At 75.5% G+C, this 23,583-nt stretch carries 23 protein-coding genes; 15 read left to right on the top strand and 8 right to left on the bottom strand.

Going from position 1 to position 23,583, the window contains the following annotated elements; genetic code table 11:
* Nucleotides 1-297 precede the first annotated feature (297 nt).
* Both ACRYMY_RS15490 and ACRYMY_RS15485 read right to left on the bottom strand, forming a co-directional pair.
* A complete protein-coding gene (locus ACRYMY_RS15490; protein WP_432548128.1) occupies nucleotides 298-978 on the bottom strand; it encodes a response regulator transcription factor in 681 nt (226 codons plus the stop codon).
* Entirely contained in the window at nucleotides 975-2,195 is a 1,221-nt protein-coding gene (locus ACRYMY_RS15485; protein ID WP_432548127.1) for a sensor histidine kinase, read from the bottom strand. Before ACRYMY_RS15485 ends, ACRYMY_RS15490 begins: the two co-directional genes overlap by 4 nt.
* A 123-nt stretch (nucleotides 2,196-2,318) precedes the next feature.
* Between ACRYMY_RS15485 and ACRYMY_RS15480 the strand changes: the two genes are divergently transcribed.
* Both ACRYMY_RS15480 and ACRYMY_RS15475 read left to right on the top strand, forming a co-directional pair.
* Nucleotides 2,319-3,101, top strand: coding sequence for an ABC transporter ATP-binding protein (locus tag ACRYMY_RS15480; RefSeq protein WP_432548126.1), 783 nt, complete (start codon nucleotides 2,319-2,321; stop codon nucleotides 3,099-3,101).
* Nucleotides 3,098-4,783, top strand: coding sequence for a hypothetical protein (locus ACRYMY_RS15475; RefSeq protein WP_432548125.1), 1,686 nt, complete (start codon nucleotides 3,098-3,100; stop codon nucleotides 4,781-4,783). Before ACRYMY_RS15480 ends, ACRYMY_RS15475 begins: the two co-directional genes overlap by 4 nt.
* A gap of 110 nt (nucleotides 4,784-4,893) precedes the next feature.
* Here ACRYMY_RS15475 and ACRYMY_RS15470 read toward each other — a convergent pair whose 3' ends face one another.
* Nucleotides 4,894-6,162 carry a phosphatidylserine decarboxylase family protein gene (locus ACRYMY_RS15470; protein WP_432548124.1) on the bottom strand — a complete coding sequence of 423 codons (1,269 nt, stop codon included), beginning with the start codon at nucleotides 6,160-6,162 and terminating at the stop codon, nucleotides 4,894-4,896.
* A 142-nt stretch (nucleotides 6,163-6,304) separates the two neighbouring features.
* Here ACRYMY_RS15470 and ACRYMY_RS15465 point away from each other — a divergent pair, with 142 nt between their 5' ends.
* From ACRYMY_RS15465 to ACRYMY_RS15455, 3 genes are all read left to right on the top strand, one after another.
* Entirely contained in the window at nucleotides 6,305-6,733 is a 429-nt protein-coding gene (locus ACRYMY_RS15465) for a DUF1622 domain-containing protein (RefSeq protein WP_432548123.1), read from the top strand.
* A complete protein-coding gene (locus ACRYMY_RS15460; RefSeq protein ID WP_432548122.1) occupies nucleotides 6,730-6,993 on the top strand; it encodes a hypothetical protein in 264 nt (87 codons plus the stop codon). Before ACRYMY_RS15465 ends, ACRYMY_RS15460 begins: the two co-directional genes overlap by 4 nt.
* Nucleotides 6,994-7,220: 227 nt before the next feature.
* Nucleotides 7,221-9,065 carry a SpoIIE family protein phosphatase gene (locus tag ACRYMY_RS15455; RefSeq protein ID WP_432548121.1) on the top strand — a complete coding sequence of 615 codons (1,845 nt, stop codon included), beginning with the start codon at nucleotides 7,221-7,223 and terminating at the stop codon, nucleotides 9,063-9,065.
* 201 nt (nucleotides 9,066-9,266) lie between these two features.
* Here the strand turns inward: ACRYMY_RS15455 and ACRYMY_RS15450 are convergent, their stop codons facing one another.
* Nucleotides 9,267-9,539, bottom strand: a complete 273-nt coding sequence (locus ACRYMY_RS15450; protein WP_432548120.1) for a hypothetical protein — start codon at nucleotides 9,537-9,539, stop codon at nucleotides 9,267-9,269.
* Between the two features lie 494 nt (nucleotides 9,540-10,033).
* On the opposite strand from ACRYMY_RS15450, the gene ACRYMY_RS15445 reads away from it, so the two are divergent.
* Nucleotides 10,034-10,789 (top strand): SMI1/KNR4 family protein, encoded by a 756-nt coding sequence (locus ACRYMY_RS15445; protein WP_432548119.1) that lies wholly within the window; start codon nucleotides 10,034-10,036, stop codon nucleotides 10,787-10,789.
* Nucleotides 10,790-11,402: 613 nt separating this feature from the next.
* Here ACRYMY_RS15445 and ACRYMY_RS15440 read toward each other — a convergent pair.
* Entirely contained in the window at nucleotides 11,403-12,575 is a 1,173-nt protein-coding gene (locus tag ACRYMY_RS15440) for a PucR family transcriptional regulator (RefSeq protein ID WP_432548118.1), read from the bottom strand.
* A gap of 133 nt (nucleotides 12,576-12,708) precedes the next feature.
* On the opposite strand from ACRYMY_RS15440, the gene ACRYMY_RS15435 reads away from it, so the two are divergent.
* Genes ACRYMY_RS15435 through ACRYMY_RS15415 form a run of 5 tightly spaced genes read left to right on the top strand, consistent with a single transcriptional unit; the run spans nucleotide 12,709 to nucleotide 16,474 of the window.
* A complete protein-coding gene (locus ACRYMY_RS15435) occupies nucleotides 12,709-13,638 on the top strand; it encodes a proline dehydrogenase family protein (protein ID WP_432548117.1) in 930 nt (309 codons plus the stop codon).
* Nucleotides 13,639-13,667: 29 nt separating this feature from the next.
* Nucleotides 13,668-15,293 (top strand): L-glutamate gamma-semialdehyde dehydrogenase, encoded by a 1,626-nt coding sequence (gene pruA / locus ACRYMY_RS15430; RefSeq protein ID WP_432548116.1) that lies wholly within the window; start codon nucleotides 13,668-13,670, stop codon nucleotides 15,291-15,293.
* 58 nt (nucleotides 15,294-15,351) lie between these two features.
* Nucleotides 15,352-15,855: a phage holin family protein gene (locus ACRYMY_RS15425; protein ID WP_432548115.1), complete on the top strand. Its 504-nt coding sequence runs from the start codon at nucleotides 15,352-15,354 to the stop codon at nucleotides 15,853-15,855.
* Complete coding sequence (locus tag ACRYMY_RS15420; RefSeq protein WP_432548114.1) at nucleotides 15,852-16,208, top strand: DUF3618 domain-containing protein; 357 nt, start codon at nucleotides 15,852-15,854, stop codon at nucleotides 16,206-16,208. Before ACRYMY_RS15425 ends, ACRYMY_RS15420 begins: the two co-directional genes overlap by 4 nt.
* Nucleotides 16,205-16,474, top strand: coding sequence for a DUF4235 domain-containing protein (locus tag ACRYMY_RS15415; RefSeq protein ID WP_432548113.1), 270 nt, complete (start codon nucleotides 16,205-16,207; stop codon nucleotides 16,472-16,474). The genes ACRYMY_RS15420 and ACRYMY_RS15415 overlap by 4 nt, the downstream gene beginning before the upstream one ends.
* A 30-nt stretch (nucleotides 16,475-16,504) precedes the next feature.
* Here ACRYMY_RS15415 and ACRYMY_RS15410 read toward each other — a convergent pair whose 3' ends face one another.
* Both ACRYMY_RS15410 and ACRYMY_RS15405 read right to left on the bottom strand, forming a co-directional pair.
* Complete coding sequence (locus ACRYMY_RS15410; RefSeq protein WP_432548112.1) at nucleotides 16,505-16,900, bottom strand: hypothetical protein; 396 nt, start codon at nucleotides 16,898-16,900, stop codon at nucleotides 16,505-16,507.
* A 177-nt stretch (nucleotides 16,901-17,077) separates the two neighbouring features.
* Complete coding sequence (locus ACRYMY_RS15405; RefSeq protein WP_432548130.1) at nucleotides 17,078-18,112, bottom strand: LLM class flavin-dependent oxidoreductase; 1,035 nt, start codon at nucleotides 18,110-18,112, stop codon at nucleotides 17,078-17,080.
* 99 nt (nucleotides 18,113-18,211) lie between these two features.
* Between ACRYMY_RS15405 and ACRYMY_RS15400 the strand changes: the two genes are divergently transcribed.
* Both ACRYMY_RS15400 and ACRYMY_RS15395 read left to right on the top strand, forming a co-directional pair.
* A complete protein-coding gene (locus ACRYMY_RS15400) occupies nucleotides 18,212-20,308 on the top strand; it encodes a SpoIIE family protein phosphatase (protein ID WP_432548111.1) in 2,097 nt (698 codons plus the stop codon).
* 448 nt (nucleotides 20,309-20,756) lie between these two features.
* Nucleotides 20,757-21,371, top strand: coding sequence for a GNAT family N-acetyltransferase (locus ACRYMY_RS15395; RefSeq protein ID WP_432548110.1), 615 nt, complete (start codon nucleotides 20,757-20,759; stop codon nucleotides 21,369-21,371).
* Here ACRYMY_RS15395 and ACRYMY_RS15390 read toward each other — a convergent pair.
* On the bottom strand, nucleotides 21,308-21,955 hold the full coding sequence (locus tag ACRYMY_RS15390) for a hypothetical protein (protein ID WP_432548109.1): 648 nt from the start codon (nucleotides 21,953-21,955) through the stop codon (nucleotides 21,308-21,310). The genes ACRYMY_RS15395 and ACRYMY_RS15390 overlap by 64 nt on opposite strands.
* 75 nt (nucleotides 21,956-22,030) lie before the next feature.
* Here ACRYMY_RS15390 and ACRYMY_RS15385 point away from each other — a divergent pair, with 75 nt between their 5' ends.
* Together ACRYMY_RS15385 and ACRYMY_RS15380 are read left to right on the top strand one after the other, a co-directional pair.
* A complete protein-coding gene (locus ACRYMY_RS15385) occupies nucleotides 22,031-22,240 on the top strand; it encodes an I78 family peptidase inhibitor (protein ID WP_432548108.1) in 210 nt (69 codons plus the stop codon).
* A gap of 146 nt (nucleotides 22,241-22,386) precedes the next feature.
* Nucleotides 22,387-23,541, top strand: a complete 1,155-nt coding sequence (locus ACRYMY_RS15380; RefSeq protein WP_432548107.1) for a spore photoproduct lyase family protein — start codon at nucleotides 22,387-22,389, stop codon at nucleotides 23,539-23,541.
* Nucleotides 23,542-23,583 lie beyond the last annotated feature (42 nt).

Genomic DNA, 23,583 nt, shown 5'->3' with positions numbered 1-23,583 from the left:
GCCGCCCCCGGGCGAGCCCCCCGGCCGCCCGGGGGGCGCGGGGCCGGGGGGGGGCGGGGCCGGCGCGCCCGCCCCCCCCCCCCCCCCCCCCCCCCCCCCCCCCCCCCCCCCCACGGCCGTCGTCCAGCCCTTCACGGGGCACGCCTCCACCAACTCCGGTCCCGGGACCTTGCGCATCATGTGCGTGCACGCCTCGCCCGTGATGGTGCAGGAGGACCTCGAGGCGTGACGTGCGGCGGTCCGCGCCGCTCGTCACGACGCGCGCAGCTGCCGGGGTGAGCCGGGGTGCGTCCCGGCTCAGGTCTCCCCGGTGCTCCAGGTGGCGCGCGACTCGTGCGCGAGGACGGCCAGCTGCACCCGGTTGTGCAGCCCCAGCCGGGACAGGGCGCTGGAGATGTCCGCCTTGACGCTGCCCACCGACAGGTAGAGGCGCTCGGCGATCTCGCTGTTGGACAGCCCCTCGGCGACGGCGAGAGCGACGTCGCGCTCGCGCCGGCTCAGCTCCTGCAGGCGGTCGGGAGGGGTGTCGCCGGGAACCGGCCCGCCCGCGCGGACGTGCTCGATGAGGTGCCCGAGCACGTCGCTGGAGACCGTGGGGTCCCCCGCCGCCGCGGCGAGCACGGCGGTCACGATCTGCTCGGGCGGGGTGTGCTTGAGCAGGAACCCCGAGGCCCCGGCGCGCAACGCCTCCAGGATGGTGCGGTCGCTGCGGAACGTCGTCAGGACGACGACCGCCGGTGGTCGCGAGACCTGCCCCAGCAGTTCCCGCAGCGCGGAGACGCCGTCGACCCGCGGCATCCGGACGTCGAGCAGCACGACGTCCGGCCGGGAGGTCTCGACCGCCGCGACGAGCTCGTCCCCGTCGCCCGCCTCCCCGACCACGGCGATGGCGGGGTGACCCGCGAACAGCAGCCGCAGGCCCGAGCGCACCAGCGGGTCGTCGTCGACCAGCAGGACCCCGACGGGACGGTCCGTCACCGCGCACCCGCCGGCAGGTCCGCCCGGACGCGGAAGCGGCCGGCGTCGACGCCCGCCCGCAGCGTCCCGCCGTCGAGGCGCACCCGTTCGGCCAGACCCACGAGGCCGTTGCCGCGGCCGGGCAGGTCGGCGTCCGTGACGCCGACCGGCACCGGGTTGTCCACGGTGACGTGCACGCGGTCGTCGTCGCCGCTGACCCTGACGCGCACCTCGGTGTGCGGGGCGTGCTTGCGGGCGTTGGTGAGGCACTCCTGGACCACGCGGTAGACGGTCCGCTGCACGGACTCGCCCAGCCGCCGGCCCTCGACGTCGACCACCACGTCGACCCGCTGACCGGCTGCGCGCGACTCCCGCACGAGCCCGGCGAGGTCGCTCAGGCGCGGCTGCGGACGCCCGGTGCCCAGCTCCTCGGCGTCGGCGCGCAGCAGGCACAGCAGCTCGCGCAGGTCCTCGACGGCCAGGTGCGCGTTCTCGCGGATCACCGTCGCCGCCGCGCGGACCTCCTGCACGGCCGGGGGTGCCGGTGACCAGGCCCGGAACTCCAGGGCACCGGCGTGCAGGGACAGCAGCGAGATGCGGTGCGCGAGCACGTCGTGCATCTCGCGCGCGATGCGCTCGCGCTCCTCGCGCCGGGTGGCGGCCAGCCGCTCCTCGTAGCGCTCCCGGTCCCGGGCGGCCGCCTCGGTGAGCCCGACGACGACCTGGCGGCGGGCCCGCCCGAGCAGGCCGACGCACAGCGCGAGGGCGTACAGCAGGGGGATCGTCACCGACCACGCGAGCCAGGACATGCCCGGGACCGGCACGAGCGCGTGGTACGGCAGCGCGCACCCGACGTGCAGCGCGGTCACCAGGACGGCCGTGCGCGGGCGGCCCAGCAGACCCAGGCGCGAGACGCCCACGAGCACGGGGAACCCCGCCGTGACCGCCAGCGAGCCGGGCACCACCAGCAGCAGCGCGCACGCCAGGGGGGACCGGCGCGTCCACCACAGCAGGCAGCAGGCGACCAGGCCCAGGGTGCGGTCGACCGGCCAGAACCAGTCCGGGACCTGAGGGCTGACCAGCGGTGAACCGAACCAGGACCACAGCAGCAGCGACAGCGCGAACACGACGGCGTCCTGCGCCCACTCGCCCGGACGCCGGGGGACGGCGAACGGGGACACGCGCCCCACCAGGTCGCGCCAGGCACCTCCGGCGGCGACGTCCGGTGCCGTCGTCATGGCCCGATGGTAGGGACGCGCGCCCACCCGGCGGCCGCGGCGGGAGGAACGCTGGCCGATCGGCTCGCGGTCCTGGCCGATCGGCACTGGCCGGAGGGCGCAGCGCCGCGCGAGCCTGGGGTCGTGACCACCGAACGGGGACCGGCCGAGTGGGCGCTGGAGCTGCGCGGACTGCGACGCGAGTTCGGGGACAAGGTCGCCGTCGACGACCTGGACCTGACCGTCCCGCACGGTTCCTTCTTCGGCGTCGTCGGACCCAACGGCGCCGGCAAGACGACCGCGCTGTCCATGGCGGTCGGGCTCCTGCGCCCCTCCGCGGGGCGGGCCCTCGTGCAGGGCGTGGACGTCTGGCGGGAACCCGTCGAGGCCAAGCGCCGGCTGGGGGTCCTGCCCGACGGTCTCGCGCTGCCCGAGCGGCTGACCGGTGGCGAGCTGCTCACCTACTGGGGACGGTTCCGCGGGATGCCCCGGCAGGTCGTCGCCTCCCGCACCGCCGAACTGCTGCGCGTGCTCGAGCTCGAGGAGGCCGAGCAGCTGGGCACGCTGGTGGGGGAGTACTCCACCGGCATGCGCAAGAAGATCGGCCTGGCGACCGCGCTGCTGCACACCCCGCGCGTCCTGGTGCTCGACGAGCCCTACGAGGCGGTCGACCCCGTCTCGGCCCGGGTGCTCACCCGCATCCTGCGGCGCTTCGCCGAGGCGGGGGGTTCGGTGGTCGTCTCCAGCCACGTGATGGCGCTCGTGGAGCAGCTGTGCGACCGGGTCGCGGTCGTGGCCCGTGGCGCCGTCGTCGCCACCGGGACGCTGGAGGAGGTGCGCGCCGGCCGCAGCCTGGAGGACCGCTTCGTGGAGCTGGTCGGCGCCCCGGCGCTCGCGGGGGAGGAGCTGACGTGGATCGGGGGATGATCTCGCTCAAGTTCGCGCTGCTGCGCAACAGCTCGCCGGGTCTGCGCAAGGCCGGCTGGGTGCTGGGCGCGGTCCTGGTGGTGGCCACGTGGGCGGCTGCCGCCACCGCCGCCGACGACGCGGTGCGCCGCTCGGTCCTGGCGCTCGCCCTGGCCCTGTGGGCGCTGGGCGCGGTGCTGGGCCCGGTGCTGATGAGCGGTGCGGGCGTCCTGCGCCCGGAGCACTTCGCGCTGCTGCCGCTGTCGCGCGCCGCGGTGGGGCGGGGGCTGCTGGTCAGCGCCTTCGTGGGCACCGCCTCGGGGTACGTGCTGCTCGCCCTGCTCGCCCCCACCTGGCACGCGGTGCTCCTCGACCCCGCCACGGTGGCCGTGGCCGTGGTCGGCGCCGTGCTGAGCTGGGTGTTCGTCATCAGCCTCTCGCGGCTGACCTACGGGCTGCTGGGCGCGGCGATGCGCACCAGGCTGGGCATCGAGATCGCCGGCGTGCAGTTCGGGATCATGTTCGCGGCGATGTTCGCCGGGTGGATGCTCGTCTCGGTCGCGACGCGGAACGTCTCCGTGCTGCTGCGCCGGGGGCTGCCCGAGGGCCCGGTCACCACCGCCCTCGAGGTCTTCCCGACGAGCTGGCCGCTGCGGGCGGTCGAGGCCGCGGCCGCCGGCGGCTGGGGCCGCGCCGCGGCGCTGCTGCTGGCCCTGCTCGTGCTGGACGCCGTGGTGGTGGGCGCGACGGTCGCGCTGCTCGTCCCGCGGTCCGTGCGCACCGCGCGTCGCCGGGGACGCCCGCGCTCGGCCTCCCTGGTCGCCGGGGCGGGGCTGCTGCCCGCGACGCGCACCGGCGCCGTCGTCCTCAAGGAGGTCCGGCAGTGGCGCCGCGACCCGTGGCGGGCGCTGGAGAGCTCCACGGCGGTCTGGACCGGTGTCGTCATCGGTGTCCTGGCCCTGCTCAGCGTGGACTTCGCACCGGTCGCCGCCTTCTCCGGCCTGATCGTCGCGTTCATGCTCGCGCTCAGCGGGTGCAACGTGTACGGGCAGGACGGGTCCGCCGTGTGGCTGGACGTGGTCGGGGAGGACGAGACCTCGGTGCGCTCGGACGTCCGCGGACGGCAGTGGGCGATGGTCCTCGTCTTCCTCCCGCGCGTGCTCGTGGTGACCGTCCTGTTCCTGTTCGCCAGCGGGGCGTGGTGGGCCGTCCCGTACCTGCTGGCCACGACCGCCGCGACCCTCGGGGCCGCCGCGGGCGCGGCCGTGCTGACCTCGGCCGTCGGCGTCTCACCCGGGGTGGACCCGCGCCGCCGCACCGGCCCCAACGACGCCAACGGCAACATCGCCCTGCACGTGTGGGTCGCGATCCTCGCCACCGTCCTGGGCGTGCTGCCGACCGCGGCGGTGGTCGTGGCGACGGCGCGCACCGGGTCCCCGGTCCTCGCGGTCCTGATGACCGTCGTCGGCGTGCTCAACGGGCTGGGCGCCGCGTGGCTCCTGGGCGCCGTCGCGGCCGGCTACCTGCGCACCCGCACGGTCGACGTCTTCAGCCGCATCCGCTACGGCCGCGTCTTCCACGAGGAGGCGGGCGGCGGCGTCCTGGACTGGATCGCCCGCACCACGCTCAAGGGCGAGCAGGACATGGCGGCGGCCAAGCAGGAGCAGCGCGAGGACCGCCTGCAGCGCGCCGGGAGACGGTGAGGAGCGCTGGGAGGTACCGCGGGACGACGGGCGCCCCGGTCAGCGCGCCGCCCGGCGCACCGGAGCCGGTGCCCCGGGCGGTGCGCCCGACAGGGCCTCCCCCGGTGGGCCTAGACCAGCGGGGCGTCCGCGGCGGTGGCGATGCGGGAGCGGACGTGCACCAGCGGCGTGGTGGAGGACTCGTCGCGCGGCAGGGCCTGGTGGGCGATGTCGGCGATGGCTCCGGGGCCGAAGACCAGGCACACGGTCGAGCCGCCGAACTGGAAGAAGCCGACCTCCTGGCCCTTGGTGACGTGGCGGCCGGCGGTGACGGCCTCGTCGACGACGCAGGAGGAGACGTCGGCCATCCCGACGAAGACGACCGCCACCAGGCCCAGCGCGGGCGCGTCGGCACGGATGAGGACCACGGCGCGGGCAGCGACGTGGGCCATGTACCCCTGGGACTCCTGAGGGACGGCGGCACCGGCTCCTCGCGTGTCCGCGTCGGAGAAGTAGGTGCCCGGGACGACGAAGGCCCGCTCGACCGTGCCGGAGACCGGTGCGTGCCAGCGGTGGTAGTCGGTGGCGCTGAGGTAGGCCTGGTAGACGGTGCCGCCGACGAGCTCGTCGACCGCCGGATCACCGGCGAGCATGTCCTGCAGGGAGTACGGCTGGTGCTTGAGCCAGAACCGGTCGGTGCGCTGGACGTCGCGCGCGAGGGCGTAGGGGGTCGACTCGCAGGGGCTGACGACGACCCGGTCGTCGTCGGGGGCCTCGACGGGCCGCTGACCCTCGCGGAAGCGGCGGGTGAAGAAGTCGTTCCAGGACGTGAAGCCCCAGTGCTCGCCGTGGGGGTCGTGCTGGTACTGGTCGATGCCGATCGTGGCCGCGGCCGACTGCGACATCCACCCGGCCTCGGAATCGTTGAGGACCGACAGGGACGCGGGGCTGTCCAGGTGCTCGCACCAGGCGGTGAGGACCTTCGCGAGCATCGCGTTGACGGTGGGGTTGCGGTAGGCGGCCAGGCCGGAGGGGGTGGCGGTGGTCTGGTCCAGGAGCGCCTGGACGGGGGTCATCACCATCGAGTCCTGGCTGTACTCCGGTGCCGTGGTGAGCACCGCGCCGAGCAGGCGCAGCAGCTCGGGCAGGTCCCGCACGTGCCGGGGACCGTGCTCCTCGTCGTCGGGGACCTCGGCGATCATCCGTTCGAGCTGCATCCGCACCAGGGCGTCGTGCTCGAGCAGGTCCTGGAACTCGGCGATCACCGGGTGCCGGGGCGCGTCGTCGCCGGCGTCGGCGACCTCCTGGCGCAGGTCCTCGACCCACGTCTGGACGCTGTCCGCATCGGGCAGCCAACCCCCCTTGCGCCGGGCGTCGGTGCTGGACCCCTGGTTCGCCATGCCACCAACGTAGGAGCGCGGCGGCCGTACCGCCCCCTCGCACCGGACGGGCACCGGGACCGTCCGTGGGACACCATCCCGGTGGACAGCGCGCCCCGGAGCGTGGCGTGGCAGCAGGCGACGGGCGAGGTGGACGAGTCACATGACCGCAGAGGGGTTCGACCCCGAGGAGGCCCTGCAGAGCACCGTCGGCCTGCTGGTCACGGTCGTCGAGGCGTGCGGCGCGGTGGTGATCGTCGTGGGTGCGCTCTGGGCGTTCATCCGCTTCGTCGGTGTGGGACTGCGCCGGCGCGACGCCTCGGCGTTCGTGCCGGTGCGCCTGGTCCTCGGGCGCTTCCTCGCGCTGGGGCTGGAGTTCCAGCTGGCCAGTGACGTGCTCCGCACGGCCGTGGCCCCCAGCTGGGAGCAGCTCGGCCAGCTGGCCGCGGTCGCGGCCATCCGCACAGCCTTGAACTACTTCCTCAGCCGTGAGATCGCCGAGGAACGCCGCCAGGTCGCCGAGGACGAGCAGGACGCCAGGGACCGCGCGACCCAGCCCGACCAGACCCGACCCGGCACCGCGCCGACGTGAACGTCGCCCTGGACCTCGCGGCCCTGACCGTTTCAGCCGCTGCGCTGGTCTCGGCGGTGGTGGTCCTGCTCTCCACGCGCCGTCCCAGCGCTGCCCTGCCCGTCCTGCTGGACCTGCTGACCGCAGCCGGGTTGCTGCGCCTGGCCGCGGACCCTTCCTGGCAGCGCATCGCCGGTGCCGCAGCGATCGTCGCGCTGCGCCACCTGCTCGTCCACGGGCTGCACGTCGGTGCGAGGACCCGGCCCTCCAGCACGCGATAGCCGCTCCAGCGGCGAGCTGCGCGGAGGCGACGGACGGCGACGGGCTCAGCTGCAGCCGGGGACTGACCGGGGGGCAGCAGCGAGGTGGGGCTCAGCTGTGACCGGCAGCCGGACCGTGGCCGGCGGCGAGACCGCGACGTCACGCGGTGGGTGGTCGTTACGATGCGGGCACGTGGACTCCGCCGTCCGAGGTGTCCTGAGGGGGAAGGACAGCTCACGTGGGGCAGATGCTGCCCGAGCCCGACTTCGCGCGGATCTTCGAGGAGACCCCGGCCCCGCTGCTGCTGCTGACGCCGGACTTCGTGATCGTGACCGCCAACCGGGCCCGGCTGGCGGCCACCGCCACGACGCTGGAGGCCACCGTCGGGCGCGGCTTGTTCGAGGTCTTCCCGATGAACCCCGACGACCCGGGCGCCGACGGGCTGGTGAACCTGCGCGACTCCCTCACCTCGACCCGCGATACCCGCCGCCCGCAGACGATGGCCGTGCAGAAGTACGACATCCCGATGCCCGACGGCAGCTACGAGGAACGGTTCTGGAGCCCCCGCAACGTCCCGATCCTCGATGAGCGTGGTGAGGTCGTCCTGCTGCTGCACCGCTCCGACGACATCACCGACTACGTCCACGCCCGCGACCAGGCTCAGGTGTCAGCCGAGCTGAGCGAACGTCTGCGCGAGCGTGCCGAACGTGTCGAGCACGACCTGTTCTCCCGCACCCGCGAGCTGGAGCAGCTCGTGGCCCACCTGGGGCGGGCGACCGCTCGCGCTGAGCTGCTGGCGAGTGTGACCAGTGAGCTGACCAGCACCCTGGACGGGGAGGAGGCCGTTGGCCGGCTGGCTGGGCTGGTGGTCCCCCTGCTCGCGGACTGGTGCATCGTCAGCCTGGTCACCGACGAGCAGCGCGGTGGGAGCCGGGCGAGCACGCGCGCCCTGCGCGACGTCGGCAGCTGGCACGCCGAGGAGGCCCTGCGCCCGGTGGTGGCCGAGTACACCGTCACCCGCCTGCAGCAGCTGCAGCCGGACTCGCTCCTGGACCGAGCCCTGTCCAGCGGCAGAGCGCAGGCTCGGCAGTCACGGGCCCTGGAGTACCTGGTGTCGGTGCTGGATCCGGGCCGGGCCCGTGACCTGGTGCTCGAACTGGCCCCGGAGTCCCTGCTCGTCCTGCCGCTGCGGGCCCGCGGACGGACCCTGGGCGTGCTGACCCTGGCCAACGGTGCAGCCCGCAGCCCCATCACCGCCGAGGAGACCGCCACGGCCACCGACATCGCCGGGCGGGCCGGGCTCGCGCTGGACAACGCCCGCCTGTACCGGCAGCAGCGCGAACTGGCCGAAGCCCTGCAACGCTCGCTGCTCACCGACCCCGCGCAGCCGGACGACCTGCAGGTCGTCGTGCGCTACACGCCGGCCGCCGAGAGCGCTCAGGTCGGCGGGGACTGGTACGACTCCTTCGTCCAGCCCGGCGGGACGACGGTCCTGACCATCGGTGACGTCCTGGGGCACAACACCGAAGCGGCAGCAGCCATGGCTCAGATCCGCTCGCTGCTGCGCGGGACCGCTCTGGCCACCGACGCCGGGCCCGCCGACGTCCTGTCCGGTGTGGACCGGGCGATGCTCGCCCTGGAGCTGGGCACGACCGCCACGGCGGTCGTCGCCCGCCTGGAGCAGACCGCCGAAGAGGCCGAGCGCGGGGTGCGGCGACTGGTCTGGTCCAACGCCGGACACCCACCACCGGTCCTCCTCGTGCAGCACGCAGGGGTGTCCCTCCTGCAGGCACCGGCCGCCGAACTGCTTCTGGGGGTCTGGCCGGATGCGCCCCGCAGCCAGAGCAGCGTCGCGCTCGAGGCGGGCTCGACCGTGCTCTTCTACACCGACGGGCTGGTCGAACGCCGCGGTGAGACGTTGGACGACGGCCTCAGCCGCCTGGAGAGCGTCCTGCACGAGCTCACCGCGGCGGACCTCGCCCTGGACGCCCTGTGCGACGCGGTGCTGGACCGGATGCTGCCGCAGCGACCAGAAGACGACGTGGCGCTGCTAGCGGTGCGGCTGCACCCGCACCACGCTCCACGCGCGTGACAACGCGGCCATCGACACGAGCGTGTGGTCATCGTCCGCTCAGGCCGTCGCAGAAGCCACCCGTTGTGAGACTGCCGCTGCCGCGCATCGGCGGCAGCTCTAGTCGCACACGGGAGGGGGAGTGCAGCCGTTGAGGGCAGCCATGCGGTCCTCGTCTGTACGACGACCATCCACCAGGAGCCATCCAGCGAGGTGACCGCCTCAGGAAGACGAAGCTGGAGTGCTCGAGCCCTCAAGCCGGCGGGTGCGCGACGACGCGCTGGACCACTTCAGCCAGTAGCCGGCGACCACGGCGCCGCCCGCGGCTGCACCGGCCACGATGCCTGTACGGGCCTCGGGATGGGTGATCAGCAGCAGGGATAGGCCGATGGCACCGGCCAGCACCAGCATCGCGGCCAGGAGCGGTATCAGCCGTGCTCGGGTGGGATCGGGTACTTGATCGACCTTCTCGCCGTGCTCAGCGCTGGTGGACATTCCGCCTCCCTGCCTGGCCGCTTCGGCCCGCGCGGTGTGCTCAGTCCGCGCTGGTAGCTGTGCCACGCGCCTGCTACCCACCGTAGGCGCTGACGCTGGCGCCGTCACGGCCTGCGATGGGGCCTGCTGGTCGGCCTACACGAAGCGGCCGCTTCCGCGGCATGCGCTCCTCACAAGCGACCGGTTGTGAGATGGCGGCTGCGTTGGACGGTGCCACGGGCGGGCACTGCCGTTGTCGCTAGTCCTCCTGGCTGCCCCTGGTGCGATGGTGGTGACCCTGGACCATCGTGTGGCGGTACGACTCGGGCGTCACGCCCGGCGCTGACTGGCAGCACGGGTGCGTAGCCGCGGATGGAGGTATCAGCGCGCCTGGAGCGTCGAGGCTGAACAGGGGCAGCGCCCGCCTGGTGTCAGCGCCCGCTGCGTGGTGGGCCGAACAGGGCGAGGGCGCGCGAGCAGCGGTGCGAACGCCGTACGGCTGCCAGGCTGGCGCGGTGAGCGGTCCCACTCCGGCCAGCGACCCTGACCGTCCCGGCGACCCCAGCGCGGCCGGTGAGCTGGTGCAGGCGCCGTGGGAGCAGATCCGAGCGTGGCTGCAGACACACGCCCCGGCCACCCTGCAGGGCCTGCGACCACCGGCGCCGGAGGCGGACCTGGCCGCGGCCCAGCAGGTGACCGGCTGGGCCTGGCCCGGGCAGCTGCTGGCCCTGTACCGCCTGCACGACGGCTGGCAGCAACCAGCGTCCTCGCAGCTGCTGCCGGGCTTGGGCGCGTTGCTGCCCGTGCAGCAGCTCCTGCAGCAGTGGCGCACGTGGCAGGAGGTCAGCGCCGACCTGGTGCGTGAGGACGTCGCCATGGGCGGGCAGTTGGGTCAGGAGCTGGCCGAGGCCGAGCAGGCGCCCGCGGGCACGGTGGCCGAGGGGTTCATCTCCGCCTACCTGCCCATCGCCGACGACGGCGGCAGCACCACCCTGGTCCTCGATGCCCGGCCCGGTTCGTGGCACGGGTGCGTGTGGGACTACGACAAGCACGAGGGGGACCGTCGTGGGGTCCTGTGGCCGTCCCTGGCGGTGCTGCTGGAGCAGGTGGGCGACAGCCTGCGCACCGGCTCCCCGGTGTGCTCCTGGCGGCCCGGAGTGGTCGACGGGCACCTGACCTGGCAGCTGAACAGCACTCTGGACGCGGCCAGGCCCTACCCGCCGCGGCTGCCCGGCGACGACATCGGGGACGTCGGCGTCCCGAGGAACTGATCGTCGCTACGGCGAGGTGCGCGCAGGGAGTGACCGTCAGTGCCGTGCGCGGGCACTGACGGAGCCGTCTCACACCTACCGTTTTCGAGCCACCCCAAGGGAGCGGCCTGGGGCCGCGACACGCCGTCTCACAAGCCGTGCCCGACACGTGCGTCCCACTGACGGCCGGTCGGTCACTCCTGGGACGGCACTGCTGAGCGACAGGCGCACGGTCGTGCCGCTGCGCGCGGCGGTCCTCGTCCTGCGTCACAGAGCCAGGTGCAGTCGCAAGGCATCGTCGAGGGCGTCCAACACCTTGGACGGCAACTGCCCCGGTGCTGGGCCCAGGCGGTCCACCGAGACGGCGCGCACCTGCTCGGCCTGGGCCTCGGGTCGACGCGCAGGCCGGTGTCCTGGGCGGTGAGCAGCATCAATGCAGGCCGCCCGCTGCGGTGCCTTCCCAGACCTGGCGGTCTCCGGAGCCGTCGGCCCGGGAAGATCGCGTGGGAGGTGGTGAGTCGCTGGACAACCGAGTTCGCACCGCTCCCGCTGACAGCCGGCCTGCGCCCCCCGCGCGACACGCCGTCCCGGGGACGGGCACCCCGCCTGCCGCGCCCGGCCCGCCGGCCGGCTGTCAGCCCTCGCGCGACCCGCCCTCCTCCGCCAGCACCAGCGCCAGGTGCAGCGCCAGACGCTCGCGCCCGTCGTCCAGGTCGACACCGGTCACCTCGCGCACCCGCCGCAGCCGCGCGTACAGCGTCTGCCGGTGCACCGACAGCGCCCGCGCGGTGCGCTGCGCGCTGCCGGCCAGGTCCAGGTAGGTGCGGGCGGTCAGCAGGAGGTCGGGGTCGCCGTCCAGCAGGGCGCGCGCCCGGGCGTCGACGACGACGGCGGTCAGCGCGGCCGGTTCGGCCAGCGCGAGCAGCCGGTGCGCGCCCAACCCCTCCCACGTCCGCACCGACACCCCGCCCGCTCCGCCGCGGGCCACGCGCAGGGCGGCGTCGGCCTGCCGCCAGCCGGCGTGCCCGTCGCCGGGCGCCACCGGCCCGGACACCCCCGCGGCGACCCCGCCGGGGTGCTGCGCGGTCAGGGTGCGCGCGGCGCGCGCCGCCACCCCCGCCGCCTCTGGCGCACCCGCCGGGACGACGAGCGCGGCGCGGTGCCCGACGGGCGCGCTGAGCACCCCGCGCGGCAGCAGCCAGGAGTTCACCGGCCCCAGCGGCGAGGCGTCGCGCGGGGCGAGCGCCACGACGACCAGCGGCGCGCCGGGGTCGGCGGGCAGCAGCCCGTCGCGGCGCAGCTCCTCCACCGCGCGCGCCCGCGACCCGGCGTCGCCGGACAGCAGCTCGCCCACCGCCCACGAGGAGCGGTCCCGAGCCCGCGCGCGCAGCGCCAGCGTCGCCGCCACCTGCACCACCACGTCGGTGAGGGCGTCCAGCCGCGCGGCGCTCACCCGCTCGTCGGGGTCCAGCAGCCACAGGTACCCGTGGGTGACGCCGCGCCAGCGCACCGGCACGCACCAGCGGCCCAGCAGGCCGGGGACGGCGCCGCCGGGGATGCGCAGCGGCCGCTGCGCCCGGGCGATGCCGAACCCGGCGAACAGCTCCTGCACCTGCGCGCTGGAGCGCCGCCGCAGGATCGAGGTGCGCCGCACCTCGTCGATGACGTCGTCGTGGCCGGAGGAGGCCACCAGGTGCAGGTCGCGGTCCTCCAGCGTGGTCGGCGCGCCCGTGGCCGCGGCGACCTCGTCGACGAGCTCCTGCAGCTCGGCCGCAGCCCCGTCCGTCCCGCCGTCCCTGCGCGTCACCGCCCCATCGTCGTACACCTGGATGATGAGAGCGCCGCAGGACGTGACGGTCGTCCCTCCCCGAGCCCGCCCGGCGCTCCTACCGTCGGACCGGGAGCGCCCGCGCGGGCGCCGTCGGTGAGAGGGGCGAGCGGTGTTCGGTCAGCTGGTGCTGGGTGTCGCGGGCAACGGGTCGGTGCGGTCGGTGGTCACGCGCAGCGGCCTCAGCCGCCCCGTCGTGTGCCGGTTCGTGCCGGGCGAGGACGTCGAGGCGGCGCTGGGCGCGGTGACCGCGCTGCGCACCCGCGGGCTGCGCGCCACCCTGGACGTCCTCGGCGAGGACGTCACCGACCCGGCGCAGGCCGACGCGACCGTCGAGGCGTACTCCCAGCTCGTGGACCGCCTCGCCGACGCCGGCCTGGCCGAGGGCGACGAGGTGTCGGTGAAGCTGTCCGCGCTGGGGCAGGCCCTCGGACCGGACGGCCCGCGCGCGGCCACCGAGCGCGCCCACCGACTCGTCGAGCGCGCCACCGCCCGCGGCGTCGACGTCACCCTCGACATGGAGGGCTCGGCCACCGTCGACGCGACCCTGGAGACGCTGCGCTCCCTGCGCGCCGACGTGCCGCGGGTGGGCTGCGTCCTGCAGTCGATGCTGCACCGCACGCTCGCCGACGCCCGCGACCTGGCGCACCCCGGCAGCCGGGTGCGGCTGGTCAAGGGCGCCTACGCCGAGCCGGCGCCGGTGGCCCACCAGCACCGCGCCGACGTGGACCGGGCGTGGGTGCGCTGCCTGCGCGTCCTGCTCGACGGCGGCGCCTACCCGATGGCCGGCACCCACGACCCGCGCCTGGTCGCCATCACCGAGGAGCTGCTCGGCGAACCCGCCGGGGCCGGTGAGCCGCGCGGCGAGTTCCAGATGCTCTACGGCATCCGCACCGACGAGCAGGAGCGCCTCGCCGCCGCCGGGCACCGCGTGCGCGTCTACGTCCCCTTCGGCACCGACTGGTACGGCTACTTCTCCCGCCGCCTGGCCGAGCGCCCCGCCAACCTCGCATTCTTCGCCCGCTCCCTCGTCAGCCGCTGACCACCCCCGACACGAAGAGGAGAACCCCCGTGCAGTCGGTGACCTCCGTCCCCGCTCCCGTCAACGAGCCCGTCCACTCCTACGCGCCCGGCAGCCCCGAGCGCGAGCGCCTCCTCGCCGAGCTGCGCGCCCAGTCGGCGAACCCGGTCGAGCTGACCCAGACGATCGGCGGCCGGCAGGCCATCGGCGGCGGCGCGCGCGCCGACGTCGTGCAGCCGCACGCGCACGCCGAGGTCCTCGGCACCTTCGGCACCGCCACGCACGAGGACGCCCGCGCGGCCGTCGAGGCCGCCACCGCCGCCGCCCCCGCCTGGGCGGCGATGAGCTACGACGACCGCGCCGCGGTGTTCCTGCGGGCCGCGGACCTGCTGGCCGGCCCGTGGCGCGAGCGGGTCGCGGCCGCCACGATGCTCGGGCAGTCCAAGACCGCCCAGCAGGCCGAGATCGACGCGCCCTGCGAGCTGGTCGACTTCTGGCGCTTCAACGTGGCGTTCGGCCGCCAGCTCATCGCCGAGCAGCCCGTGTCCAGCCCGGGGGTGTGGAACCGGCTGGACCACCGCCCGCTGGAGGGGTTCGTCTACGCCGTCACCCCGTTCAACTTCACCGCCATCGCCGGCAACCTGCCCACCGCGCCGGCGCTCATGGGCAACACGGTCGTGTGGAAGCCCTCGCCCACCCAGACGCTGTCGGCGTGGTGGACGATGCGCCTGCTGGAGGCCGCGGGCCTGCCCGACGGCGTCGTCAACATGGTCACCGGCGACGGCCGGGACGTCTCCGACGTCGTGCTGGCCGACCCGCGCCTGGCGGGCATCCACTTCACCGGCTCGACCGCGACCTTCCAGCACCTGTGGCGCGCGGTGGGGGAGAACATCGCCTCCTACCGCACCTACCCGCGGCTGGTCGGGGAGACCGGCGGCAAGGACTTCGTCGTCGCGCACGCCTCGGCCGACCCGGCCGTCCTGACGACCGCGCTGGTGCGCGGCGCGTTCGAGTACCAGGGCCAGAAGTGCTCCGCGGCCTCGCGCGCGTTCGTGCCGCGCTCGGTGTGGGCGCGGATGGGCGAGGACCTCCTCGGCACCGTCGACGCCCTGCCGTTCGGGGACGTGCGGGACCTGTCGAACTTCGGCGGCGCCGTCATCGACGACCGCTCGTTCGCCAAGAACGCCGCCGCGATCGACCGGGCCAAGGCCACCGACGGCCTGCAGGTGGCCGCGGGCGGCGCGTACGACGACTCCGAGGGGTTCTTCGTGCGCCCCACCGTCCTGCTGGGCGACGACCCCACCGACGCGGCGTTCCGCGAGGAGTACTTCGGCCCGGTCCTGGCCGTGCACGTCTACGACGACGACCGCTTCTCCGACGTGCTGCGCACCGTGGACGCCGGCTCCCCGTACGGGCTGACCGGCGCGGTGGTCGCCGACGACCGCGCCGCCGTGGAGGAGGCCTCGCGCGCGCTGCGCTTCGCCGCCGGCAACTTCTACGTCAACGACCGCCCCACCGGCGCCGTCGTCGGGCAGCAGCCGTTCGGCGGCTCGCGCGCCTCCGGCACGAACGACAAGGCCGGCTCGGTGCTGAACCTGCAGCGCTGGACCAGCCCCCGCTCGATCAAGGAGACGTTCGTCCCGGCCACCGACCACCGCTACCCCCACATGGGGTGATCACGACCGCCCCGCGTCCCGGGTTTCCCCGGGCGCGGGGCGGGGTAGAGGACGGGTCATGAGCCAACCCACGAGCTCCCCGTCCAGCGGGGCCACCGCCGCGTCGGCGGACGACCTCAGCGTGCACCGCACCGGGGGTCCCGGCCCGGTCGCCACCGGCGCCCGCCAGGGCTCCCCGGCCGACGCGTCGGTCGGCCAGCTCGTCAGCGACCTGACCCAGCACATGTCGCGCCTGGTGCGCGACGAGGTCGCGCTCGCGCAGATGGACCTGAAGGAGAAGGGCAAGAAGGCCGGTCTCGGCATCGGTGCCTTCTCCGTCGCCGGGCTGCTGGCCTTCTTCGGCATCGGCGCGGTCGTCACCACCGCGATCCTCGCGCTCTCCCTCGTCGTCAGCCCGTGGCTGGCCGCCCTCATCGTCGCCGTCGTGCTGTTCGCGCTGGCCGCCGTGGCCGGCCTGGTCGGCAAGAAGGAGATCGAGCAGGCCACCCCGCCGGTCCCGGAGGCCGCCGTGGAGGGCGTGAAGAAGGACGTCGACGCCGTCAAGGAGGGCTTCCGCCGATGAGCACCGTCCCGCACGACCCGCAGAGCGGCCCGCCCACCGACCGCGACGCCCTCGAGAGGGACATCGCCGTCACCCGCGAGCGCCTCGCCGAGACCGCCGACGCGCTGGCCGCCAAGGCCGACGTGAAGGCGCAGGCCCAGGCCAAGGTCGAGGAGGTCAAGGGCCAGGCCCGGCACGCCGCTGAGGACGCCCGCGCCACCGCGGCCGCGAAGCTGTCCGTGGTCACCTCGAAGGTGCACGACACCAGCGCTCAGGCGCCGGGCAGCCCCAAGCAGCAGAGCGGTGTCCTGCTGGGCGCCGTCGTCGTGGCGACGGCCGTGGCCGTCTGGCTGATCGTGCGGCGCGAGCGGTGAACGGCGCCAAGCTGGCCTACCGGCCCATCGGCCTCGCGAGCGGTGTGCTCGGCGGTGTCGTGGCCGGGGCGATCGTCAAGCGGGTGTGGAAGAAGGTCTCCGGCGAGGACGACGCGCCCTCCGCGCTGCAGGGGGAGTACCCCTGGAAGGAGGTGCTGCTCGCCGCGGCGCTGCAGGGGATGGTCTTCGCGGTGGTGAAGGCGGCCGCGGACCGCGGGGGAGCGGTGGCGTTCCAGCGCCTCACCGGCTACTGGCCCGGGGACTGAGCACCCGCGGCGGGGTGGTGCCGGCCGGGCTCAGGCGCGGCCGGCGCCCGCCGTGGGGCGGGCGCGGTGCCCGGCGGGGCGCAGCTCCTCGTGGTGGTGCTCGTCGTGGTGGTCCTCCGACGGCACCGGCCACAGGTCCAGGTCGACCCGCGCGCCGGGCAGCTCCTCGGACAGCCGCCGCTGCAGGGTGACGCCCTGCGAGACGTACTGCGCGCACGAGAGCGGGGAGTCCCAGCCGCACAGCTCGACGGGGTGGTGCTCGTCGAAGAAGGCCTGCCAGCGCAGCAGGTCGTTGGACAGCTCGCACGGCAGGCCGAGGTCGTCGAGGTGCGTGCGCGTCAGGGGGAAGCCCCCGAGGTCGGCAGGCGCCCACAGCGGGGTGGGGGCCTGGTAGTCCGTCATCAGGCGGAGTCGCGTGAACGGCACGTGACGAGCGTAGGGCAGTTCCGGAGAGGTCCAGGACGTCCGTGACCGTCCTGGACCACTCCGTGACCCGCTCGTCACCTCCGGCGCGTCACCGCGCCGTCACCACCCGGAAACGCGCCGGTCACCCGCGGGGAACGCGCCGGTCACCCGCGGGGACGTGCGCGGCACCGGCCGGGCTCACTCGCCGAGGCGCTCGCGCACGATCGGGGCGACCTTCGTGCCCAGCAGCTCGATGGCCCGCAGGACCTCGCCGTGCGGCATGGTCCCCGTGCTCACGTGGAGCATGTAGCGGTCGATGCCCAGGTGCTGGTGCTGCCACAGGATTTTCTCGGCGACGTCCTCGGGCGAGCCCACCGCCAGGGCCCCGCGGCGGCTGCGCCCGGCCTCGTAGCTGGTGCGGCTGTAGTGGTGCCAGCCGCGCTCGCGGCCGATGACGTTCATCGCCTGCTGGTACGAGGGGAACTGCAGCTCGACCGCCTGCTCGGTGGTGTCGGCGACGAAGCCGTGCGAGTGGGTCGCCACCCGGAGCGTCGCCGGGTCGTGGCCGGCCTGCGCGCCCGCGCGCCGGTACAGGTCGGCCAGCGGGCCGAACTGCTCGGGCATCCCGCCGATGATCGCGATGGCCAGCGGCAGGCCCAGGGTGCCGGCGCGCACGACCGACTGCGGGTTGCCGCCCACCCCGATCCACACCGGCAGGGGGTCCTGCACGGGGCGCGGGTAGACGCCGCGGTCGTGGATGGCGGGGCGGTGCCCGCCGCGCCAGGTCACCCGCTCGGAGGCGCGCACGGCGAGCAGCAGCTCGAGGTTCTCGGCGAACAGCTCGTCGTAGTCGGACAGGTCCTGCCCGAACAGCGGGAAGCTCTCGATGAAGGAGCCCCGCCCGGCGATGATCTCCGCGCGCCCGCCGGACAGGCCGTCGAGGGTGGCGAAGTCCTGGAAGACGCGCACCGGGTCGTCGGAGGACAGCACGGTGACGGCGCTGGTCAGGCGGATGCGCCGGGTGCGGGCGGCCGCGGCGGCCAGCACGACGGCGGGGGCGGAGGCGGCGTAGTCGGGGCGGTGGTGCTCGCCGAGGCCGTAGACGTCCAGCCCGACCTGGTCGGCGACGACGACCTCCTCGACGACCTCCTGCAGCCGCTGCGCGTGGCTCATCACCTCGCCCGTCACGGGGTCGGCGGTGGTCTCCGCGAACGAGCTGACGCCGATCTCGATGCCGGCCATGGTGTCCTCCCTCGACGATGTGGTTGACCGTTCAACGACAGTGGGGGGCGGGCTGTTCCCGCCGTTCGCCCGGGTGGACGAGCCCGCCGGATGCCCTACGGTCAGCAGGTGCCGCACCGCGTCCTGTTCGCCCGCGCCGGCGACCTGAAGCCCGCCTACGAGGCGGTCGACTGGTCCGCCACCTCCGTGGGCGACCCCGCGACGTGGTCGGCCTCCCTGCTGCGCGCGCTGCAGACCGTCCTCGACACCCGCTTCCCCGCCCTCCTGTGCTGGGGCGACGACCTGACCATGCTCTACAACGACGCCTACGCCGTCATGGTCGCCGACAAGCACCCCCGCGCGCTCGGCCGGCCCGTGCGCGAGGTCTTCCCCGAGGCGTGGGACGCCATCGAGCCGCTGTTCGCCCAGGCCCGGGCCGGCCAGGCGACGTGGGTGGAGGACATGCACCTGCCGCTGCACCGGCGCGGCTTCCTCGAGGAGTGCTGGTTCACCTTCTCCTACTCCCCGGTCTCCGACGACGACGGCAGCCTGGGCGGCATCCTCGACCTCACCGCCGAGACCACCCGGCAGGTCGTGGACCGCCGGCGCCTGGAGCTGCTGGCCCGCCTGGGCGACCTGGCCACCGACCTGGAGTCGCGCGAGGACTTCCCCGACCGCGCCCTGGAGGTCCTGGCCACCGACCCCGCCGACATGCCGCTGGCCGAGCTGCACCTGCCCGGCGCCCGCCGCGAGCACCGCCTGCCGCCCCCGCCCGACGACCTCGGCGCCCGCGACGCCGTCGTCGCCGAGGGCCCCGACGGCCGCACCGCCTGGCTGCGCATCCCCGGCGTGCGCGCCAGCGAGTCCGTCGGCGTCCTGGCCGTGCGCCTGAGCCCCCACCTGGCCGTCGACGCGGCCTACCTGGGCTTCCTGCGCGTCGTCGCCTCCTCCCTGGGCGACGCGCTGTCCGTCGCCGGCTCCTACGAGACCGAGCGCCGCCGCGCCGACCAGCAGGCCGAGCACGCCCAGCGCCTGCGCGGCCTCGTCGAGGTCGCCCAGACGCTGCCCGACGCCGAGGACGAGGAGGAGGTCCTCGGCGTCCTGACCACCAAGGCCACCGACCTCGTGCACTCCGACGGCGTCGTGCTCGGCCTCGTCGACCCCGCCGGCGGCGCGCCCCTGCGCGTCCTCGGCGACCGCGACGACCCGTCCGTGCCGCTGCTGGAGCGCGCCCTCGACGGGGTCGCGCAGTTCGCCGCCGACGAGCGCGGTGGCGCCGCCGCCCGCCCGCTGCGCGTGGCCGACCGCCTCGTCGGCGCGCTCGGGCTGTCCTGGCGCGGGCAGCGCACCGTCTCCGTCGAGGAGCGCGACGTCCTGTCCGCCCTGGCCGCCTCCACCGCCCAGGCCCTGGACCGCGTCCGCGCCCGCCGCGCCGAGCGGGAGGCCGCCGAGGCCGTGCGCTCGCTCGCCGAGACGCTGCAGCGCAGCCTGCTGACCGCCGCCCCCCAGCCCGGGCACCTGCAGATCGCCGTCCGCTACCTGCCCGCCGCCGAGCACGCCCAGGTCGGTGGCGACTGGCACGACGCCTTCCTCACCGCCTCCGGCACCACCTGCCTGGTCATCGGCGACGTCACCGGCCACGACCAGGAGGCCGCCGCCGCGATGGGGCAGGTCCGCAACCTGCTGCGCGGCATCGGCTACAGCCTCGAGGTGTCCCCCGCGGCGGCGTTCACGGCCCTGGACCGCGCCATGCGCGACCTCGGCGTGGGCGCGCTGGCCACGGCCGTGCTGGCCACCGTCGAGCAGGTCGCCGACGGCTCCACCTGGCGGCTGCGCTGGTCCAACGCCGGGCACCCGCCGCCCGTCGTGCTGCTGCCCGGCGAGGACGGCGAGCCGGGGCGCGCCGAGCTGCTGCGCACCGACCCCGACCTGCTGCTCGGCCTGGACGCCGAGTGCTCGCGCGCCGACCACGTGCACGGCCTGCCGGCCGGGGCGACCGTCCTGCTCTACACCGACGGGCTCGTCGAGCGCCGCGGCGCCTCCGTCGACGACGGGCTGGCCTGGCTGCGGCGCACCGCCGGCGAGCTGGCCCACCTGGCCCCCGACGAGGTGTGCGACCGGCTGCTGGACCTCGTGGCCGGCGCCGCCGAGGACGACATCGCCGTCCTCGCCGTCCGGGTGCGCGAGCCCGGCGTCCCGCTGGCGTAGCCGCCGTCGGCCAGGCCCGCCCACCGCTCGAAGACGTTGCGGTGCGGCTCGTTGCGCGTCAGCGCCGCGTTCAGGCCGTACAGCAGCAGGAACGGCACCGTCCCCAGCAGCGCGTACTGGTCGGCGTGGCGCACCTCGTGGCGGCGGCGCTCCGGCCCGCCCAGCCCGCCGTGCAGCCACACGCAGCCCACCGTGGTGCCCCCGCGCCCGTACGTGCCGCGCGGCATCCCCGAGCACTCCACGAACAGGTCCGGCCCCACCCGCACGTCCGCCCCGTGCGCGCGCGCCCACACCAGCGCCAGCGCGGTCGCCGGTGCCGTGCGCACCGCCCGGTACACCGCCCACGCCCGCCCGGCGCGCCCGGCCCGCCAGCTCCCCCCCGCTCCGCCCGTCACCGCTCCATGAGACCGCCGCCGCCGCCCGCCGTCGAGCCGGGCAGGATGCGCCGGTGGAGATCGACCGCGTCCCCGACCCCGCGCCCGACGACGTCCTCGACGGCCTGGCCGACGTCCTGCGCGACGCCGTCGACGACGGCGCCAGCGTCGGCTTCCCCGCCGTCCCCGACCCGGCCGCTGCCCGCGCCTGGTGGGCCGCCTGGCTGGCCGGCGGGGCGTGGACGTGGGTGGCCCGGGACCCCGGCGGTCGGCTCGTCGGCACCGTGTCCCTCGTGCCCGCGGGCGCCCGCAACGGCGCCCACCGCGCCGAGCTGTCCAAGCTGCTCGTCCACCGCGACGCCCGCGGCCGCGGGGTGGCGAGCGCCCTGGTGGCCGCCGCCGAGGCGGAGGCCGCGCGCGCCGGGCGCTGGCTGCTGGTGCTGGACACGGAGACGGGCAGCGCGGCGGAGTCCGTCTACCCCCGCTGGGGCTGGCGGCGGGTGGGCACCGTCGACGCCTACGCCCTGTCCCCGCGCGGGGTCCTCACCGGCACGACGTTCTTCACCAAGACGCTGCCCGGCGCGCCGCCCGCCCCCGCCGAGCCCGAGGAGCACTCGTACCCGGCTCAGGGAGTGCGTGCGACCGACGCGCCGGCGCGGCCGGGGTGCCCCTCGCGCGAGCCGGCGTAGGCCGCCTCGCGCACCCCCCGCCACGGCGGGGGGATCTCCAGACCCGGCACGGGGTTCAGGACGGGGTCCCAGCGGGGCGCGTCGTCGTCCCCGGCGCGCTCGGGGTCGGCGAGCAGCTCCAGGCCGGCGAACGGGTGCCAGCGCCCGTGCGGGCGGGCGACGCCGAGCTCGAAGGCGCGCGGGTCGCGGGCGTCGGCGCGCGCGGCCAGCAGCAGGGGCCCGGCGGGGCTGGAGAAGGACAGCACCGAGGAGTAGGTGCTGCCCCACGCCCGGCGGGGCACCAGGAAGCGGCGGGCCCGTGGCCGGCTGCCGGTGGTGGACAGCATGAGGTCGCGCGGGCGCCCGTCGCCGTCCCAGGTGCGCACGGCCAGCCCGAGGACGTCGGGCAGCGGTGCGGGCAGCCCCGCCGCGCGGGAGAAGCGCACGAGGGCCGGCTCGTCGGCGGCCTCGTCCAGCCACGGCACACCGGTCGCCCCGGCGCCCAGCCCGTGCCGGTGCAGCCGCGCGGGCACGACGGTCCCCGTGGGGTGCAGGGCGCGGGCGCGGCGGGTGGAGGCGAGGACCTGGAAGGCGCGGCGGAGCACCCGCCCAGTCTTCCGGCGGCGCGCGCTCGCGCACCCCGGCTCGCGCCCGCGGGCGGACCGGCGCACCCTGCGGGCGTGAGCAGCGCCGCCGACCCCTTCGACGTCTCCTGGTTCGAGGCGTACCGCGACCTGACGCGGCAGGAGGCGGAGGACCTGGCCCGGTCGGAGGGCCGCGTCGTGCGCGTGGTGCGCCCCGGCGACGTCGTGACCCTGGAGTTCTCCCCGTCCCGCCTGACGGTCCACGTCGACGCCGACGGCACCCTGCGCTCCCTCGCCCCCGGCTGACCCCACCCCCCGTGACCATGGATGGTCGCCCCCCACCCGCCCATGATCACGCCGAGCGGACCACCTCCGTGATCTTGCTGGGAGTCCCAGCAAGATTACGGAGGGGGTCGACGTCGGGAGATGGGGGAGGTCACACCCCGCAGCGGATGGTCGACGCGGCGCAGGTCGTTGGACCTGGTGTGCCCGCCGCACCCACCAGCACCACCCCCGCCCGCACCTCCGCCGCTCCCGCCGACCGCCCCGCGCGCCCCGTCCGCTGGACGCCCCGCACGGTCCTCGTCACCGCCTCCGCCGCCGCCGAGCCCCACGGCCGGCAGGTCCTGCAGCGCCTCGAGCGCGCCGGCGTCGAGGACGTCCGGTTCCTGTCCGGCGACCGCCTGCCGAACCTGCGCGACGCCAGCTACGGCGACGCCAAGCGCACCCTGGCCCTGGTCACCAGCGCCGCCAGCACCCGCAAGCCGGTGCCGATCCCGCCGAGCGCCGACTGGTCCTTCCCCATCGCGCAGGGCTGCCCGGGGCACTGCCAGTACTGCTACCTGGCCGGGTCGCTGTCCGGCCCGCCGATCACCCGCGTGTACGCCGACCTGCCGCGCGTGCTGGCCGGTCTGGACGACGTCGTCGGCGCCGGGTCGGTCACCACCGGCACGGCCGCGCGCGGGCACGAGGGCACGACCTTCGAGGCGTCCTGCTACACCGACCCGCTGGCCCTGGAGCACGTCACCGGCTCCCTGTCGGCGACGATCTCCCACTTCGGCACCCACGACTGGGCCGGGCCGGTGCAGCTGCGGTTCACGACCAAGTACGACGACGTCGAGGACCTGCTGGCCCTGCCGCACGGCGGGCGCACGCGCGTGCGGGCCTCGGTCGGGGTGCGCGACGTGGAGCGCTTCGAGGGCGGCACCGCCCGCGTCCCCGCCCGCCTCGCGGCCCTGGGCCGCCTGGCGCGCGCCGGCTACCCCGTCGGCCTGACGATCGCGCCGATCATGCCGGTGGACGACTGGCGCGCGGAGTACGGCGCGCTGCTGGCCTCGGCGGCCGCCGAGCTGGACGGCGTGCCCGGCCTGGACCTGACGGTGGAGTGCATCACCCACCGGTTCACGCCCAAGAGCAAGGACGTCCAGCTCGACTGGTACCCGCGCACCAAGCTCGACCTGGACGAGTCGGCCCGCTCCCGCAAGCACGGGAGGTTCGGCGCGGTGAAGTACGTCTACGACGCGGCCACGACGCGGGAGCTGCGCGGCTGGTTCGAGGACGCCCTGGCGCGCGAGCTGCCCGCCGCGCGCGTCCTGTACTGGACCTGAGACCGCTGCGGCGGCGCCCGCGGGGCGGGCGCCGCCGTCGGG

It is taken from the genome of Kineococcus haloalkalitolerans (assembly GCF_050871905.1).
Taxonomy (GTDB): Bacteria; Actinomycetota; Actinomycetes; order Actinomycetales; family Kineococcaceae; genus Kineococcus.
The sequence above is the reverse complement of the archived record's forward strand: the minus strand, read 5'-3'. Positions and strand labels throughout refer to the sequence as shown.

Coding starts and splice junctions, on each gene's coding strand:
- ACRYMY_RS15485 (WP_432548127.1), bottom strand. CDS start 2,195: ATGACGACGGCACCGGACGTCGCCGCCGGAGGTGCCTGGCGCGACCTG.
- ACRYMY_RS15475 (WP_432548125.1), top strand. CDS start 3,098: ATGATCTCGCTCAAGTTCGCGCTGCTGCGCAACAGCTCGCCGGGTCTG.
- ACRYMY_RS15470 (WP_432548124.1), bottom strand. CDS start 6,162: ATGGCGAACCAGGGGTCCAGCACCGACGCCCGGCGCAAGGGGGGTTGG.
- ACRYMY_RS15465 (WP_432548123.1), top strand. CDS start 6,305: ATGACCGCAGAGGGGTTCGACCCCGAGGAGGCCCTGCAGAGCACCGTC.
- ACRYMY_RS15455 (WP_432548121.1), top strand. CDS start 7,221: ATGCTGCCCGAGCCCGACTTCGCGCGGATCTTCGAGGAGACCCCGGCC.
- ACRYMY_RS15450 (WP_432548120.1), bottom strand. CDS start 9,539: ATGTCCACCAGCGCTGAGCACGGCGAGAAGGTCGATCAAGTACCCGAT.
- ACRYMY_RS15425 (WP_432548115.1), top strand. CDS start 15,352: ATGAGCCAACCCACGAGCTCCCCGTCCAGCGGGGCCACCGCCGCGTCG.
- ACRYMY_RS15420 (WP_432548114.1), top strand. CDS start 15,852: ATGAGCACCGTCCCGCACGACCCGCAGAGCGGCCCGCCCACCGACCGC.
- ACRYMY_RS15400 (WP_432548111.1), top strand. CDS start 18,212: ATGCCCTACGGTCAGCAGGTGCCGCACCGCGTCCTGTTCGCCCGCGCC.
- ACRYMY_RS15380 (WP_432548107.1), top strand. CDS start 22,387: ATGGTCGACGCGGCGCAGGTCGTTGGACCTGGTGTGCCCGCCGCACCC.